General features: G+C 68.4%; 15 protein-coding genes. 6 read left to right on the forward strand and 9 right to left on the reverse strand.

Going from position 1 to position 16549, the window contains the following annotated elements; all coding sequences use genetic code 11:
- Positions 1-54 precede the first annotated feature (54 nt).
- The 9 genes from ABZX30_RS06440 to rpmH all read right to left on the reverse strand — a co-directional run bounded on the left by ABZX30_RS06440 (position 55) and on the right by rpmH (position 7012).
- On the reverse strand, positions 55-672 hold the full coding sequence (locus ABZX30_RS06440) for a GNAT family N-acetyltransferase (protein ID WP_355929582.1): 618 nt from the start codon (positions 670-672) through the stop codon (positions 55-57).
- 317 nt (positions 673-989) lie between these two features.
- Positions 990-2099 carry a ParB/RepB/Spo0J family partition protein gene (locus ABZX30_RS06445; protein WP_355929585.1) on the reverse strand — a complete coding sequence of 370 codons (1110 nt, stop codon included), beginning with the start codon at positions 2097-2099 and terminating at the stop codon, positions 990-992.
- Positions 2096-3169 carry a ParA family protein gene (locus ABZX30_RS06450; RefSeq protein WP_355929877.1) on the reverse strand — a complete coding sequence of 358 codons (1074 nt, stop codon included), beginning with the start codon at positions 3167-3169 and terminating at the stop codon, positions 2096-2098. The genes ABZX30_RS06445 and ABZX30_RS06450 overlap by 4 nt, the downstream gene beginning before the upstream one ends.
- Before the next feature lie 293 nt (positions 3170-3462).
- Complete coding sequence (gene rsmG / locus ABZX30_RS06455) at positions 3463-4179, reverse strand: 16S rRNA (guanine(527)-N(7))-methyltransferase RsmG (protein WP_355929587.1); 717 nt, start codon at positions 4177-4179, stop codon at positions 3463-3465.
- 116 nt (positions 4180-4295) lie between these two features.
- Positions 4296-4808, reverse strand: a complete 513-nt coding sequence (locus tag ABZX30_RS06460; RefSeq protein WP_355929590.1) for a R3H domain-containing nucleic acid-binding protein — start codon at positions 4806-4808, stop codon at positions 4296-4298.
- A gap of 15 nt (positions 4809-4823) precedes the next feature.
- On the reverse strand, positions 4824-6116 hold the full coding sequence (gene yidC / locus ABZX30_RS06465) for a membrane protein insertase YidC (RefSeq protein ID WP_355929593.1): 1293 nt from the start codon (positions 6114-6116) through the stop codon (positions 4824-4826).
- A gap of 3 nt (positions 6117-6119) precedes the next feature.
- Positions 6120-6485, reverse strand: a complete 366-nt coding sequence (yidD, locus tag ABZX30_RS06470) for a membrane protein insertion efficiency factor YidD (RefSeq protein ID WP_355929596.1) — start codon at positions 6483-6485, stop codon at positions 6120-6122.
- A complete protein-coding gene (gene rnpA, locus ABZX30_RS06475; RefSeq protein WP_355929598.1) occupies positions 6482-6853 on the reverse strand; it encodes a ribonuclease P protein component in 372 nt (123 codons plus the stop codon). Before rnpA ends, yidD begins: the two co-directional genes overlap by 4 nt.
- Before the next feature lie 21 nt (positions 6854-6874).
- Positions 6875-7012, reverse strand: coding sequence for a 50S ribosomal protein L34 (gene rpmH / locus ABZX30_RS06480; protein WP_003956500.1), 138 nt, complete (start codon positions 7010-7012; stop codon positions 6875-6877).
- 374 nt (positions 7013-7386) lie between these two features.
- Here rpmH and dnaA point away from each other — a divergent pair, with 374 nt between their 5' ends.
- From dnaA to gyrB, 6 genes are all read left to right on the forward strand, one after another.
- A complete protein-coding gene (dnaA, locus tag ABZX30_RS06485) occupies positions 7387-9279 on the forward strand; it encodes a chromosomal replication initiator protein DnaA (RefSeq protein WP_355929601.1) in 1893 nt (630 codons plus the stop codon).
- An 853-nt stretch (positions 9280-10132) separates the two neighbouring features.
- Positions 10133-11263: a DNA polymerase III subunit beta gene (gene dnaN, locus ABZX30_RS06490; protein ID WP_355929603.1), complete on the forward strand. Its 1131-nt coding sequence runs from the start codon at positions 10133-10135 to the stop codon at positions 11261-11263.
- A 142-nt stretch (positions 11264-11405) separates the two neighbouring features.
- Positions 11406-12284: a phosphogluconate dehydrogenase (NAD(+)-dependent, decarboxylating) gene (gene gnd, locus ABZX30_RS06495; protein ID WP_355929606.1), complete on the forward strand. Its 879-nt coding sequence runs from the start codon at positions 11406-11408 to the stop codon at positions 12282-12284.
- A gap of 100 nt (positions 12285-12384) precedes the next feature.
- A complete protein-coding gene (recF, locus tag ABZX30_RS06500) occupies positions 12385-13506 on the forward strand; it encodes a DNA replication/repair protein RecF (RefSeq protein WP_355929609.1) in 1122 nt (373 codons plus the stop codon).
- Complete coding sequence (locus ABZX30_RS06505; RefSeq protein WP_355929610.1) at positions 13503-14048, forward strand: DciA family protein; 546 nt, start codon at positions 13503-13505, stop codon at positions 14046-14048. The genes recF and ABZX30_RS06505 overlap by 4 nt, the downstream gene beginning before the upstream one ends.
- Before the next feature lie 414 nt (positions 14049-14462).
- Positions 14463-16523 (forward strand): DNA topoisomerase (ATP-hydrolyzing) subunit B, encoded by a 2061-nt coding sequence (gyrB, locus tag ABZX30_RS06510; RefSeq protein WP_355929613.1) that lies wholly within the window; start codon positions 14463-14465, stop codon positions 16521-16523.
- The last annotated feature ends 26 nt before the right edge of the window (positions 16524-16549 follow it).

Raw genomic sequence — 16549 nt, forward strand, 5'->3', positions numbered from 1 at the left:
ACCCCTCCGGGTTGGCCCATTCGCTGTAAGGCATTCGCTTCAGGCCCAGTTGCTTCAGAGGGGTCGCAGTGCCGGTTCCTTCTGCACTGCTCCCAGCAACCGGTCGAGCGCCATCTCCACATCTTCCTTCCAGGAGAGAGTCGACCTGAGTTCCAGTCGGAGCCGGGGATGCGAGGGGTGCTGCCGGACCGTCTTGAAGCCCACGGCCAGCAGATGATCTGCGGGCAGCAGGCAGGCCGCTTCCTTCCACCGGACATCACCGAACGCCTCGATGGCCTTGAAGCCTCGACGCAGGAGATCCTTGGCGACCGTCTGAACCATCACCCGGCCGAGCCCCTGCCCCTGATAGCCCGGCATGATGAAGCCGGTCATCAGCTGCACCGCGTCCGGGGACACGGGGCTGGTGGGGAAGGCGGTGGAACGGGGGACATAGGCAGGGGGAGCGTAGAGCACGAAGCCCACCGGGATGTCGTCGACGTAGACCACCCGGCCGCAGGATCCCCAGTCCAGCAGGACGGCGGAGATCCACGCCTCCTTCTCCAGCGCGGCTGTGCCTGCCTTTACCGCGGCCTCGCCGCTGACCGGATCAAGTTCCCAGAAGACGCACGAGCGGCAGCGGTTGGGAAGGTCCTGAAGGTTGTCCAGCGTGAGCGGTACGAGCCGGCGCCCCATGAAGGCTGTTCCTCACTTCCTTCGCCCGCGGCTCCGCGAGCGGCTGTCAGTACGCTCCGTTCCCTGAGCAGACCGCCGACGAACCCGCCGACCGCGCCGAGCCCGAGGCCCGCGCTCACCAGTCCGGTGCGGCTCACCGATCGCATGGCCCCCGCCTCCCCGTCAGAGGTGCCGCCAGGTGGATGCGCCATACCCGATCGCATCGTATCCACGATGTGATTGCCTAGACACCGCCTGAAAGCAAAGAGCGGACCGTGTTCCGGTACGCACCGGACACGACCCGCTCTCCCGCCCGACCGCGCGGATCAGCCGCGCCGTCAGGACTCCGCCTCTTCGGCCTCCGGGGACTCACCGTCCGGGAGACCCTTCTGCAGGACCGGACCCTCGCCCGGAGCGAGCGTGCTCAGGATCCGCTCCAGGTCTTCCATGGAGGCGAACTCGACCGTGATCTTGCCCTTCTTCTGCCCCAGATCGACCTTCACCCGGGTCTCGAAACGGTCGGACAGCCGAGTGGCGAGATCGCTCAACGCCGGGGAGACGCGGGCGCCGGCCCGCGGCCCCTTGGAGCGCTGCGCCTTCTGCGGCCGTGAGCCCATCAGCGTCACGATCTCCTCGACCGCCCGCACCGAAAGTCCCTCGGCCACGATCCGGTGGGCCAGCCGGTCCTGCTCCTCCGAGTCCTCGACGGAGAGCAGCGCACGGGCATGCCCGGCGGAAAGCACACCGGCGGCCACCCGCTTCTGCACGGCCGACGAGAGCTTCAGCAGACGCAGCGTGTTGGAGACCTGCGGGCGGGAACGCCCGATGCGGTCCGCCAACTGGTCGTGCGTGCAGTTGAAGTCCTTCAGCAGCTGGTCGTAGGCGGCCGCCTCTTCCAGCGGGTTCAGCTGTGCCCGGTGCAGGTTCTCCAGCAGTGCGTCCAGGAGGAGCTTCTCGTCCTCCGTGGCCCGTACGATCGCCGGGATCGCCTCGAGACCGGCCTCACGGCAAGCCCGCCAGCGCCGCTCGCCCATGATGAGCTCGTAGCGGTCAGCACCCAGCTGCCGCACGACGACGGGCTGGAGGAGGCCGACTTCCTGGATAGAGGTGACGAGCTCCTGGAGCGCGTCCTCATCGAAGACGTCACGCGGCTGGCGAGGGTTCGGCGAGATGGAGTCGAGGGGAATCTCGGCGAAGTGCGCGCCCATCGGGGGCGCGGGCTCCTCCGCGCGCCCGCTCACCGACGGCTCCTCGGCCTCCCCGGGAACGGGCGGCAGCGTGGTCACCTTCGCCGCGGCCACCCCCCGGTCGGCCGTCAGGACCGGCACCGTCGTGGGGGACGTCGGTACCGCACCTCCCACCGCGGCCGGAGGCGGAGTCTTCTCCGTCGGGGCAGCAGGAATCAGTGCGCCGAGACCACGGCCCAGCCCCCTCCGTCGCTCGCTCACTGGATCCCCTCCACCATGCTCGGATTGCTCTGTGCGCCGATGTGGGCCTGAATCGGGTCGTAGCTGACCCCGACACCCTTCAGCGCGATCTCTCGTGCGGCCTCTAGATAAGAGAGGGCACCGCTCGAACCTGGATCGTACGTCAGAACCGTCTGCCCGTAACTCGGCGCCTCGGAGATGCGGACCGACCGGGGAATGCTCGTCCGCAGCACCTCGTCGCCGAAGTGGGTGCGCACCTCCTCCGCGACCTGGGACGCGAGCCGCGTCCGGCCGTCGTACATCGTGAGCAGGATCGTCGATACATGCAGGCCGGGGTTGAGATGTCCCCGCACCAGGTCGACGTTGCGCAGCAGTTGGCCAAGCCCCTCCAGCGCGTAGTACTCGCACTGGATCGGGATGAGGACCTCCTGGCCGGCGACCAGCGCGTTGACCGTCAACAGGCCGAGTGAGGGCGGGCAGTCGATGAGGACGTAGTCCAATGGCTGTTCGTAGGCCCGGATCGCCCGCTCCAGGCGGCTCTCCCGAGCGACCAGGGACACCAACTCGATCTCCGCACCGGCGAGATCGATCGTGGCCGGGGCACAGAACAGCCCCTCGACATCGGGAACCGGCTGGACGACCTCCGCCAAGGGCTTGCTCTCGACCAAGACGTCATAGATGGACGGGACCTCGGCGTGGTGGTCGATCCCGAGAGCGGTGGACGCGTTGCCCTGCGGATCGAGGTCGATCACCAGAACGCGACCGCCATGCAGAGCGAGCGAAGCGGCAAGGTTGACAGTCGTCGTCGTCTTGCCGACGCCGCCCTTCTGGTTGGCGACCACGATGACCCGGGTCTGCTCAGGCCGCGGCAGGCCTTCACCGGCGCGGCCGAGAGCCTCCACCGCAAGTTGGGCAGCACGACCGATGGGAGTGTCGTCCATCGGAGGCGGTGTTTCACGTGAAACATCCGCCCCCATCGACTCGGTACGGGGGCCGGGGACCGGATCGGTCATCGGTCCCGCGATATTGGCGTCGGACCGCAAGGATTCACTCTCCTCGACTTCAGGCTCGCAATACACAGAGCCTCCCATGCCTTCGGGGTCGTGAACCAGTGAGGCCTGTTGTTCTGTGGAGAAATCCACCTCTGTGGACAACTCCGTTGCCCCTCCGAGTGAACCGAGGGGCTTCCGGTCACGCGGTTCGGCCGCGGCGCGGCCACGACTGATGATGCCGTGCAGCAATGAGCGACGTTTCACGTGAAACACGATGCACAGCGAGCGCGCCCGGACTGTCGCGACACTCCGTCATGCGTGGGTTGGGCAGCTTGTGTGGAGTACGCCTCGTCGTCAGGACGGATGAGTGCGGCCGATCCGTCCAGCCGCCCTCACCGACGCCTGCGCACTCGCCCCGTACGGGCCGCCTTGGCCCGCTTGGCCGCGAAGCGAACACCACCGGGGCTCTCGCCCACTTCGACCCGCACGACGGTGGACAGGGGATCCACCACTCCCTCACCCACCTGAAGGATGGACGTCGACACCGCACCGAGCTTGCTCAGCGCGGTGGCCGCGGCCTTCAGCTCTTCCTCCGCGGTGTCCCCCTTCAGCGCGAGCATCTCGCCGTACGGTCGCAGCAGCGGAATGCCCCATGTGGCCAGCCGGTCCAGGGGAGCCACCGCACGGGCCGTGACCACATGAACCGGCGGGATCTTGCCCATGACCTCCTCGGCACGGCCGCGCACCACGGTCACATGGTCCAGGCCCAGCAGTTCGACGACCTCGGTCAGGAAGTTGGTACGCCGAAGGAGCGGCTCCAAAAGGGTGATCTTCAGGTCCTCGCGGACCAGTGCCAGCGGAATCCCGGGCAGACCGGCACCAGAGCCGACGTCGCACACGGTCACACCCTCGGGAACCACCTCCGAGAGCACCGCGCAGTTCAGCAGGTGCCGCTCCCAGAGGCGGGGCACCTCACGGGGGCCGATCAGCCCACGCTGCACACCGGCCTCGGCCAGCAGCTCCGCATAGCGCACCGCATCGGCGAAGCGATCACCGAACACCTCTCGCGCCTGCTCGGGCGCAGGGGGGAGCTCCGCTGCCTCCGTCACGGGGACCGTCCTTCCGTACCGCATCAGCGCGCACGCGCCGACCACCAGAACTACCAGGCTGACAAAATTCGGCCCCGCCTGCGCAACAGACGGGGCCGAGGGACGTACGAACCGAATCAGTTGGGCAGGACGACGACGAAGCGCTGCGGCTCTTCGCCCTCGGACTCGCTGCGCAGACCAGCGGCCTTCACCGCGTCGTGCACAACCTTCCGCTCGAACGGGGTCATCGGCTTGAGCTTCACGGGCTCGCCGCTGCTCTTGGCCTCCGCGGCGGCCTTGGCGCCCAGCTCGGACAGCTCGGAGCGCTTCTTGGCCCGGTAGCCGGCGATGTCCAGCATCAGCCGGCTGCGGTCCCCGGTCTCCCGGTGAACGGCCAGACGCGTCAGCTCCTGCAGCGCCTCCAGCACCTCGCCGTCCCGTCCGACCAGCTTCTGCAGGTCGCGGCCGCCCGTGTCGCTGATGATCGACACAGAGGCACGGTCGGCCTCGACGTCCATGTCGATGTCGCCGTCGAGGTCGGCGATGTCCAGCAGACCCTCGAGGTAGTCCGCCGCGATCTCGCCCTCCTGCTCCAGGCGGGTCAGGGTGTCTGCACCCTCGGCAGCGGCGGAGGTGGTGCCTTCCGTCACGGGATGGGCTCCTTCTTACTTCTTGGAGGGGGACTTGGGCCGCTGCGGGCCACCCTTGCGCTGGCCGGACTGGGCCTTGCTGCGGGTGCCGTTGCCGGGGTTCGGGGCGGCCTTCTTGGCGGCGGCGGCAGGCTTGGCGTCCTCGGGCTCCTCGGACTTCTCCAGCGACGTGGACGCGACGGAGTCAGCCGCCTGCTTCGGCCCGCCGGTCTGGCGCTGGGACTTGCTCTGCCGCTTGGGCTGCTGCCGCTTGGTGGCGGTAGCGGTCACGGTGGCGGTGGTCGTCGCACCGTCCTCGGCCTGCACCGCGGCCTGGCCCTCGCTCTTCATCACGGACCCGTCGGCCTGGGCCGCCAGCCCCGCCTTGGTCAGGCCGTTGATGAACTTGCGCTCGAACTCGTTGCGGTCGCGGCCCTTGGCGACGATCGCCTTGATGATGGTCTTCTCGCTCCGCCGGCGGACCTTGCCGTGGTGCGTGACGTGCTTGGTCAGGCGCTCCAGGTAGGCGGCCTGGGCCTTGGAACCCGGGGTCGGGTTGTTGTGGATCACGTACATCTGCTGGCCCATGGTCCACACGTTGGTGGTCAGCCAGTAGACGAGGACACCGACCGGGAAGTTGATACCGAAGACGGCGAACATGACGGGGAAGACGTACATCAGCATCTTCTGCTGCTGCATGAACGGCGTCTTCACCGTGGTGTCGACGTTCTTCGTCATCAGCTGGCGCTGCGTGTAGAACTGCGACGCGGACATCAGGACGATCATGACGGCGGTGACGACCCGCACATCGGTGACCGTGGCGCCCAGGGCCTGGACGGTGGCGGCACCGTCCTTGAACTTCGCGGCCAGCGGGGCCCCGAAGATGTGCGCCTGGCGGGCGCTGGCCAGCAGCGACTCGTTGATGACGCCGATGGTCGTGCCGGACGCGATGCCGTTGAGCACGTGGTACAGGGCGAAGAAGAACGGAGACTGCGCCAGGATGGGAAGGCACGAGGAGAGCGGGTTGGTGCCCGACTCCTTGTACAGCTTCATCATCTCTTCGGACTGACGCTGTTTGTCGTTCTTGTAGCGCTCCTGGATCTTCTTCATCTCGGGCTGCAGCGTCTGCATGGCCCGGGTCGCCTTGATCTGCTTCACGAAGAGCGGGATCAGGCAGATACGGATGAGAATCACCAGGGACACGATGGACAGGCCCCAGGCCCAGCCGGTGTCAGGCCCGAAGATGGCGCCGTACACCGTGTGGAACTGGACGATGACCCATGAAACGGGTGTCGTGATGAAGCTGAAAAGGCTGGCAATCGTGTCCACTAATCATGCTCCTTGGGCATGGGACGAGGTCTCTGCGGCCGGGCTCGAAGAAGACTCGGGAGGAAGCTTTCCTTCGAGGGCCGGTTCGGCGGCGGAGGGCCCGCCCCTGCGTGCACGCCAGGCGCCACGCAGCATTTCGTGCCACCGCGGGCGCTTGCGCGGCGGAACATGGTCCACCCCACCCAGCGACCACGGATTGCACCGCAGGATGCGCCAGGCGGTGAGTGCCGTGCCCTTGATCGCACCGTGCCGGTCGATGGCCGTGTAGCCGTAGTGGGAGCACGACGGGTAGTACTTGCACACCGGCCCGAGCAGCGGACTGATCGTCCACTGGTACAGCTTGATCAGAGCCAGCAGCGGGTACTTCATCGCGCGCCCCCTCCCAGCAGCCGCTGAACGGCGGCGTCCAGGTCTCGGGCCAGCTGTGCGTGGTCTGCGTCGCCCGCTCCGGGCAGCGCTCGTACGACTACCAGGCTACCGGGGGGAAACAGGGCGACTCGGTCCCGCATCAGATGGCGAAGTCTGCGCTTCACTTGGTTGCGCACGACCGCACCACCCACGGCCTTGCTCACGACGAAACCCGCACGCGTCGGGGGAGCGCTCTCCCCAGGCGCGTGCGGGTCCGTGGCACCGCTACGAAGGTGGACGACGAGCGTCGAGCGACCAGCCCGGCGACCCCGTCGTACCGCGGTCGCGAAGTCCTCGCGCCGCCTCAGCCGGTTCTCGGTGGGCAGCACGACGTCATGACCTGATCGGAATCAGGCGGACAGACGGGCGCGACCCTTGCTACGGCGGGACGCGAGAATCGCGCGGCCGGCACGGGTGCGCATACGCAGCCGGAAGCCGTGGGTCTTCGCGCGACGACGGTTGTTCGGCTGGAAGGTGCGCTTGCTCACTCGGGGGCTCCAGAAGAAATCGGTAGTGGCGGGGTGCCGTCCTGGCTGTCACCGTGCGCCCACGAGAAGCTCGCATCACGCCCGAGTGCACCGCTTCCCGATCACCTACAGCGATCTGTGCCCATCGGAGGCAGGCGGCAGCAGCCATCGACAACTCGACCTGGTTACGGTACGCGGGACCGCGCTGTCCGGTCAAACCGAGTGTCACGGAGGGACACTGTCCACAGGCTGGGGACAACAACTTGAACCGTAGCCGCCGCCCTGACTACCGTGACTGGACTCCGATTCGTTCCTTTGTCCCCTCGCCCCGCCGATCTACATCCCGACCCGTCCCACAACCACACGTTCGTGGGACCTGTGAGAGAGCGTGCCCTGTGGCTGACGTACCTGCCGATCTTGCCGCAGTGTGGCCACGAGTACTGGAGCAGCTCCTCGGAGAGGGACGCGGGCAGGGGGTGGAGGTCAAGGACGAGCACTGGATCCGGCGCTGCCAGCCCCTCGCGCTCGTCGCGGACACCGCCCTGCTCGCCGTACCGAACGAATTCGCGAAGGGCGTACTGGAAGGCCGTCTCGCCCCTGTCGTCAGCGAGACCCTGAGCCGGGAGTGCGGCCGCCCCATCCGGATCGCGATCACCGTCGACGACTCCGCGGGCGACCCCCCGGCCCCGCCCGCACCGCCCGCCCAGCCGCAGCCGCGCTACGAGGAGCCGGAACTCCCCGGCGGGGGGTACGAGGGCTACGGCCGGCACCGGGCCGACGACCAGCTCCCCACCGCCCGGCCCGCCTACCCGTCCGAGTACCAGCGGCCCGAGCCCGGTGCCTGGCCGCGCCCGGCCCATGACGACTACGGCTGGCAGCAGCAGCGCCTGGGCTTCCCGGAACGCGACCCGTACGCATCCCCCTCGGACACGTACGGCGAGCCGCACCGCGACTCCTACGGCGCCCCGCCCCAGGACTACCGCCCGCCGGCGATGGACCGCCCGTCATACGAACAGCAGTACGACAAGCCGCGCCCGGACTACGACCACCCGCGCTCCGAGTACGACCCCTCCCGCGTCGACTACGACCAGCGCGACTACGACCAGCGCGAACCGGGCCGCCGCGAACGCCCGGAGCCGCCGGCCGGAGCCGGTCACGTGCACCGCGGCGGACCCGTGGGCCCGAACCTGCCCACGACCGGCGCTCCCGGCCCGCTGGCCGCACAGCCCGCACCGGCGACCGGCCCCGGCGAGCCCACCGCGCGGCTGAACCCGAAGTACCTCTTCGACACCTTCGTCATCGGCGCCTCCAACCGCTTCGCGCACGCGGCCGCGGTCGCCGTCGCCGAAGCACCCGCGAAGGCGTACAACCCCCTCTTCATCTACGGGGAGTCCGGGCTCGGCAAGACGCACCTGCTGCACGCCATCGGGCACTACGCGCGCAGCCTCTACCCGGGCACGCGCGTGCGGTACGTGAGCTCGGAGGAGTTCACCAACGAGTTCATCAACTCCATCCGCGACGGCAAGGGCGACAGCTTCCGCAAGCGCTACCGCGAGATGGACATCCTGCTCGTCGACGACATCCAGTTCCTGGCGGACAAGGAGTCGACGCAGGAGGAGTTCTTCCACACCTTCAACACGCTCCACAACGCCAACAAGCAGATCGTGCTCTCCAGCGACCGGCCGCCCAAGCAGCTGGTCACGCTGGAGGACCGGCTGCGCAACCGTTTCGAGTGGGGCCTGATCACCGACGTCCAGCCGCCCGAACTCGAGACCCGCATCGCGATCCTGCGGAAGAAGGCGGTGCAGGAGCAGCTCAACGCCCCGCCGGAGGTGCTGGAGTTCATCGCCTCCCGGATCTCGCGCAACATCCGCGAGCTGGAGGGCGCGCTGATCCGGGTGACGGCGTTCGCCTCGCTCAACCGGCAGCCGGTGGACCTGGGCCTGACGGAGATCGTCCTCAAGGACCTCATCCCGGGCGGCGAGAACGCGGCCCCCGAGATCACCGCCACCGCGATCATGGCCGCGACCGCGGATTACTTCGGCCTCACGGTCGAGGACCTGTGCGGCACCTCGCGCGGACGCGCCCTGGTCACCGCCCGGCAGATCGCCATGTACCTGTGCCGTGAGCTCACCGACCTGTCGCTGCCGAAGATCGGCGCGCAGTTCGGTGGCCGCGACCACACGACCGTGATGCATGCCGACCGCAAGATCCGCGCGCTGATGGCGGAGCGCCGCTCCATCTACAACCAGGTCACCGAGCTGACCAACCGCATCAAGAACGGCTGAGACGGCCGTGAGACGGCCCTGATGCGGCGCTGAGGGCGCCCGCGGGAGGAGATCCCGTGGGCGCCCTTCGTCGTGCCACGGCCATCCCGTGTTCGATTACCTGCCGGGTTACGGCCGCCCTCCACAGATTCGGGCACTTTCTTGCGTCCACATGCTGGGGACTGCGAAGTTGTCCCGAAACCATCCACAGGCTGTGCGGTCGAAAGGTCATCGGCCCAGCTCATGTGCCTGTGGATCGGTGGACGAACGATCTCCACAGGCTGTGGACGAAACGGGGATCCACAGGCTGTGCACGGACTTGTCCACCGACAACCCACAGCCTGAGGCCCGTTGTCCCCAGCGATTGGCGGCTTCTCCACATCGTTGTCCACTGTTCGGCAACGCGACGCACCCGGTCACCGCTCCGAGTGAAAGGCGTCACACCAAGGTGCCGGGTTGGGGTGTGGGAAACGTGGGTAAACCTGGGGACGCAGCTGGGGAGAACTGCCCTCGGGCTGTGGGCGGTGTGTGCAGAACTTTCTGTTCTCCACAGAACCCCTGGGTTGTCCACGGGCGTCACCCACAGGACCGGTGGATAAAATTTGGCCTCTGAGCTGGGCAAACAAGGTTATCCACGGTATCCACAGGCCCTACTACTACTCCCGACCATAGAGAGCTGGGAATCCGTTTCGAAGCGGGGCCTGTGCACAACTCGCCGTCTCGAGCCCGGCTGCCCCTCGGAGCGACTTGACCCCGACAGGCACCTACTGTCAGTGCGGTGCGTCAGACTGGTCCCCGGTGTCCTTCCCGTCGCAGTGGGCGGTGACACCGAGTCGGAGGACTCAGAAGCAACAGCAGCAGGAGGCGGCTTACGGTGAAGATCCGGGTGGAACGCGACGTACTCGCGGAGGCAGTGGCCTGGGCGGCACGCAGCCTCCCGGCCCGTCCGCCGGCGCCTGTCCTCGCCGGCCTGCTGCTGAAGGCCGAGGACGGCCAACTGAGCCTGTCCAGCTTCGACTACGAGGTCTCCGCGCGGGTGTCCGTCGAGGCGGAGGTCGAGGAGGAGGGCACGGTCCTCGTCTCCGGCCGCCTGCTCGCCGACATCTCCCGGGCCCTCCCCAACCGGCCGGTGGAGATTTCCACAGACGGTGTACGGGCGACCGTGGTCTGCGGCTCCTCGCGGTTCACGCTCCACACACTGCCTGTGGAGGAGTACCCGGCACTGCCCCAGATGCCGAACGCGACCGGCACCGTCCCCGGCGAGGTGTTCGCCTCCGCCGTGCAGCAGGTCGCCATCGCCGCCGGCCGTGACGACACGCTGCCCGTCCTCACCGGTGTGCGCATCGAGATCGAGGGCGACACGGTCACGCTGGCCTCCACCGACCGCTACCGCTTCGCGGTCCGTGAGTTCCTGTGGAAGCCGGAGAACCCGGACGTCTCCGCGGTCGCCCTGGTCCCCGCCAAGACGCTCCAGGACACCGCCAAGGCGCTCACCAGCGGCGACAACGTCATCCTGGCGCTGTCCGGCTCGGGCGCGGGCGAGGGCCTGATCGGTTTCGAGGGCGCCGGGCGGCGGACGACCACGCGTCTGCTGGAGGGCGACCTCCCGAAGTACCGCACGCTGTTCCCGACCGAGTTCAACTCCGTCGCCGTGATCGAGACCGCCCCCTTCGTGGAGGCCGTCAAGCGTGTGGCCCTGGTCGCCGAGCGGAACACCCCGGTGCGGCTGAGCTTCGAGCAGGGCGTGCTCATCCTGGAGGCGGGCTCCAGCGACGACGCACAGGCTGTGGAAAGGGTCGACGCCCAACTGGACGGCGACGACATCTCCATCGCCTTCAACCCGACCTTCCTGCTGGACGGGCTGAGCGCGATCGACTCCCCGGTGGCCCAGCTCTCGTTCACCACGTCCACCAAGCCCGCGCTGCTCAGCGGCAAGCCGGCGGTGGATGCCGAGGCGGACGAGGCCTACAAGTACCTGATCATGCCGGTGCGGCTCAGCGGCTGAGCGCTGTCTCCGGCAAAGCCCCAGGTGAGGGCATACGAATGAGCGCGTATGCCCACAGCTGTGCACGAGCGTCCGGGTTTAGGGTCGTACGTGGGTACGACAGTGCCTCACACGCCACACAGCGACCTAAGGAACACAACTGATGGAGCTCGGTCTCGTCGGCCTCGGCAAGATGGGCGGCAACATGCGCGAGCGGATCCGCCGCGCGGGCCACACCGTCCTCGGATACGACCGCAACGCCGACCTCGCGGACGTCCACAGCCTGGAAGAACTGGTGGGCAAGCTCTCGGGCCCGCGAGTGGTCTGGGTGATGGTCCCGGCCGGCGAGCCCACCCAGACCACGATCGACGCGCTCGCCGAGCTCCTGGAGCCCGGCGACGTGGTCGTGGACGGCGGCAACTCCCGCTGGACGGACGACGAACGGCACGCCGGGGAACTGGCCGCCAAGGGCATAGGCTTCGTCGACTGCGGTGTGTCCGGCGGCGTCTGGGGCCTGGAGAACGGGTACGCGCTGATGTACGGCGGCGACGCCGAGCACGTCGCCCAGGTACGGCCGGTGTTCGACGCGCTCAAGCCGGAGGGCGACTTCGGCGCCGTGCACGCCGGCAAGGTCGGCGCGGGCCACTTCGCGAAGATGGTCCACAACGGCATCGAGTACGCGATGATGCAGGCCTACGCGGAGGGCTGGGAGCTGCTGGAGAAGGTCGACTCCGTGGAGAACGTGCGCGAGGTCTTCCGCTCCTGGCAGGAGGGCACGGTGATCCGTTCCTGGCTGCTCGACCTCGCCGTCGACGCCCTGGACGAGGACGAGCACCTGGAAGAGCTGCGGGGTTACGCTCAGGACTCCGGCGAGGGACGCTGGACCGTGGAGGCCGCCATAGACAACGCGGTGCCGCTGCCGGCGATCACCGCGTCGCTGTTCGCTCGGTTCTCCTCGCGGCAGGAGGACTCCCCGCAGATGAAGATGATCGCCGCGCTGCGCAACCAGTTCGGCGGCCACGCGGTCGAGAAGAAGCCGTAGCGCCGACTCGACGGAGCCCGAGAGGGCCGGAAGAGGCCGGAAAGACTGTCCACAGGGTCGCCCCGCGATCCACAAGCCTGGGGGAGGTCGGCGAACGACCATGCACGTCACGCATCTGTCGCTGGCCGACTTCCGCTCGTACGCCCGGGCCGAGGTCCCGCTGGACCCGGGCGTCACGGCCTTCGTCGGCCCGAACGGGCAGGGCAAGACGAATCTGGTCGAGGCGATCGGCTACCTCGCCACCCTCGGCAGTCACCGGGTCGCCTCCGACGCTCCCCTGGTGCGCGTGGGCGCCGACCGCGCGGTCGTCCGTGCCCAGGTCCGGCAGGGCGAGCGGCAGCAGCTGGTCGAGCTGGAGCTGAACCCCGGCCGGGCCAACCGTGCCCGGATCAACCGGTCCTCGCAGGCCAGGCCGCGGGACGTGCTGGGGATCGTGCGGACCGTGCTGTTCGCGCCCGAGGACCTCGCCCTGGTCAAGGGTGATCCCGGGGAGCGGCGCCGTTTCCTGGACGAGATGGTCACCGCGCGTTCCCCACGCATGGCCGGCGTCCGTTCCGACTACGAGCGGGTGCTCAAGCAGCGCAACACGCTGCTGAAGTCGGCGGCGCTGGCCCGGCGGCACGGTGGTCGCGCCATAGATCTGTCCACGCTGGACGTGTGGGACCAGCATCTCGCGCGCGCGGGTGCCGAGCTGCTCGCCCAGCGGCTCGATCTGATCGCCGCGACCCAGCCGCTGGCCGACAAGGCGTACGAGCAACTGGCCCCCGGCGGCGGTCCGGTCGCGCTGGAGTACAAGCCGTCGGCGCCGGGTGAGGCGCACACGCGCGAGGATCTGTACGCCCAGCTGATGGCGGCCCTGGCGGAGGCCCGCAAGCAGGAGATCGAGCGGGGCGTGACCCTGGTGGGCCCGCACCGGGACGATCTGGTGCTCAAGCTCGGTGAGCTGCCCGCCAAGGGGTACGCGTCGCACGGCGAGTCCTGGTCCTTCGCGCTGGCGCTGCGCCTGGCGTCGTACGACCTGCTGCGGGCGGAGGGCAACGAGCCGGTGCTGATCCTCGACGACGTCTTCGCCGAGCTGGACGCCCGGCGCCGTGAGCGGCTGGCGGAGCTGGTGGCTCCCGGTGAGCAGGTGCTGGTGACGGCCGCGGTCGACGACGACGTGCCGCATGTGCTGGCGGGTGTCCGGTTCGCCGTGTCCGAGGGGGCGGTGGAGCGGGTATGAGCGGCGAGGGCTCCGGTCCCGACAGGACTCCCGGCAAGGCGCCCGAGCCGTCGGGTGTCGATCTCGCGCGGGTGGCGCTGCGGGCCGCGAAGGAGCAGGCACGCGCGCGTGGGGACGCGGTGCAGCAGAAGAAGCAGGCACGGCGGGGCGGTCTGCGGTCCGGTGCGCGGGCGGACGGCCGTGATCCGATGGCGCTCGGTGCGGCGATCAACCGGCTGATCACCGAGCGGGGCTGGGAGGCCCCGGCCGCGGTGGGCGGTGTGATGGGCCGCTGGCCGCAGATCGTGGGCGAGGACGTGGCCAAGCACTGCGTTCCGGAGAAGTACGACGAGGACGAGCGGGTGCTGGTCGTGCGCTGTGATTCGACGGCGTGGGCGACGAATCTGCGGCTGCTGGCGCCGACTCTGGTGGCGCGGTTGAACGAGGACCTCGGGCACGGCGCGGTCCGGATGATCAAGGTGTTCGGGCCCGGTGGTCCGGTCCGCCGCTATGGCCCGTTGCGTGCTCCGGGCAGCACGGGCCCGGGTGACACCTACGGGTGACAGACCTCACATGAGGACGTCGCCGGGGTCTGCTGGGGACGCGTCCCGGTGGTCCGGGGTACACCGCACGCTCTTGCGAATCCTGACCTGACCCTTGAGGAGCGAGGGGTTGACATCCCGAAGCGCTGAGTGCCGCTGTGAGCCTCTTGGAGCCCCCTTCCGTATATCGGGACCCGGCGGAGACCGGTTCAGGGCGGCACATGCGGACTCAGGTACCGGCAAACCCCCATCACTGTCGGCGCTACCGGTAGACTGGAAGCCAATCCCGCCCCCAAACGTGGGGACCGTCCGGGAAAAGCTGAGCAACGCTGATTCAGGGCTTACCAACGCAACATGCCGCAGCCGCTCCGGCAACCCTCCCCCGGAGGGGGGACCCCCAGAGCCTGGCTCGTGCTGTGCCAGAAAGGGCGCTTCGTGGCCGATTCCGGCAACCCCAACGAGAACATCCCGTCCACCGACGCGGGCGCGAACGGCCCGGCAACCTCCTCGAACGGTGAGGTCACGGCCTCGTACGACGCCAGCGCCATCACCGTCCTCGAGGGTCTGGACGCGGTCCGCAAGCGACCCGGTATGTACATCGGCTCGACCGGTGAGCGCGGCCTGCACCACCTCGTGTACGAGGTCGTCGACAACTCCGTCGACGAGGCGCTCGCCGGGCACGCGGACACCATCGACGTGACGATCCTGGCCGACGGCGGTGTGCGGGTCGTCGACAACGGCCGCGGTATCCCGGTGGGCATCGTCCCGTCCGAGGGGAAGCCGGCGATCGAGGTCGTGCTGACCGTGCTGCACGCGGGCGGCAAGTTCGGCGGCGGCGGTTACGCGGTCTCCGGCGGTCTGCACGGCGTCGGCGTCTCCGTCGTGAACGCCCTGTCGTCCAAGGTCTCCGTCGAGGTCAGGACCGACGGCCACCGCTGGACGCAGGACTACAAGATGGGCGTCCCCACGGCTCCGCTCGCCCAGCACGAGGCGACGGGGGAGACCGGTACCTCGGTCACCTTCTGGGCCGACCCGGACATCTTCGAGACCACCGACTACTCCTTCGAGACGCTGTCGCGGCGCTTTCAGGAGATGGCGTTCCTCAACAAGGGTTTGACGATCAAACTCACCGATGAGCGCGAGTCGGCGAAGGCCACCGCAGGTGCGGACGAGGCGGGCGCCGACGAGAAGGACGAGGTCAAGACCGTCACGTACCACTACGAGGGCGGCATCGTCGACTTCGTGAAGTACCTCAACTCCCGCAAGGGGGACGTGGTCCACCCCACCGTCATCGACCTCGACGCCGAGGACAAGGACAAGAGCCTGTCCCTCGAGGTCGCGATGCAGTGGAACAGCGGCTACAGCGAGGGTGTGTACTCGTTCGCCAACATCATCCACACCCACGAGGGCGGTACGCACGAGGAGGGCTTCCGCGCCGCGCTGACCTCGCTGATCAACAAGTACGCGCGCGACAAGAAGCTGCTGCGCGAGAAGGACGACAACCTCACGGGCGACGACATCCGCGAGGGTCTGACGGCGATCATCTCGGTCAAGCTGAGCGAGCCGCAGTTCGAGGGCCAGACCAAGACCAAGCTGGGCAACACCGAGGCGAAGACGTTCGTCCAGAGGGCCGTCTACGAGCACCTCAACGACTGGCTGGACCGGAACCCGAACGAGGCGGCGGACATCATCCGCAAGGGCATCCAGGCGGCCACCGCGCGCGTGGCGGCCCGCAAGGCCCGTGACCTCACCCGCCGCAAGGGCCTGCTGGAGTCGGCGTCCCTGCCGGGCAAGCTCTCCGACTGCCAGTCGAACGACCCGACCAAGTGCGAGATCTTCATCGTCGAGGGCGACTCCGCCGGCGGCTCGGCCAAGTCCGGCCGGAACCCCGAGTACCAGGCGATCCTCCCGATCCGCGGCAAGATCCTCAACGTGGAGAAGGCCAGGATCGACAAGATCCTGCAGAACCAGGAGATCCAGGCGCTGATCTCGGCCTTCGGCACGGGTGTGCACGAGGACTTCGACATCGAGCGGCTGCGCTACCACAAGATCATCCTGATGGCGGACGCCGACGTCGACGGCCAGCACATCAGCACCCTGCTGCTGACCTTCCTGTTCCGTTTCATGCGGCCGCTGGTCGAGGCCGGGCACGTGTACCTCTCCCGTCCCCCGCTGTACAAGATCAAGTGGGGCCGGGACGACATCGAGTACGCCTACTCGGACCGCGAGCGCGACGCCCTGATCGAGATGGGCCGGCAGCGCGGCAAGCGCATCCGCGAGGACTCCATCCAGCGCTTCAAGGGTCTCGGCGAGATGAACGCCGAGGAACTGCGCGTGACCACGATGGACCAGGAGCACCGGGTCCTCGGGCAGGTCACCCTCGACGACGCCGCCCAGGCCGACGACCTGTTCTCGGTCCTGATGGGCGAGGACGTCGAGGCCCGCCGCCAGTTCATCCAGCGCAACGCCAAGGACGTCCGCTTCCTCGACATCTGAGTCGGTCTCAGCTGACCGCACAGGGA

It is taken from the genome of Streptomyces sp. NPDC004542 (assembly GCF_040610035.1).
Taxonomy (GTDB): Bacteria; Actinomycetota; Actinomycetes; order Streptomycetales; family Streptomycetaceae; genus Streptomyces.

Excerpts from the sequence above, each read along its gene's own strand:
- ABZX30_RS06440 (WP_355929582.1), bottom strand. The coding sequence starts at position 672 with ATGGGGCGCCGGCTCGTACCGCTCACGCTGGACAACCTTCAGGACCTT.
- ABZX30_RS06450 (WP_355929877.1), bottom strand. The coding sequence starts at position 3,169 with ATGGGAGGCTCTGTGTATTGCGAGCCTGAAGTCGAGGAGAGTGAATCC.
- yidD (WP_355929596.1), bottom strand. The coding sequence starts at position 6,485 with ATGAAGTACCCGCTGCTGGCTCTGATCAAGCTGTACCAGTGGACGATC.
- gnd (WP_355929606.1), top strand. The coding sequence starts at position 11,406 with ATGGAGCTCGGTCTCGTCGGCCTCGGCAAGATGGGCGGCAACATGCGC.
- recF (WP_355929609.1), top strand. The coding sequence starts at position 12,385 with ATGCACGTCACGCATCTGTCGCTGGCCGACTTCCGCTCGTACGCCCGG.
- ABZX30_RS06505 (WP_355929610.1), top strand. The coding sequence starts at position 13,503 with ATGAGCGGCGAGGGCTCCGGTCCCGACAGGACTCCCGGCAAGGCGCCC.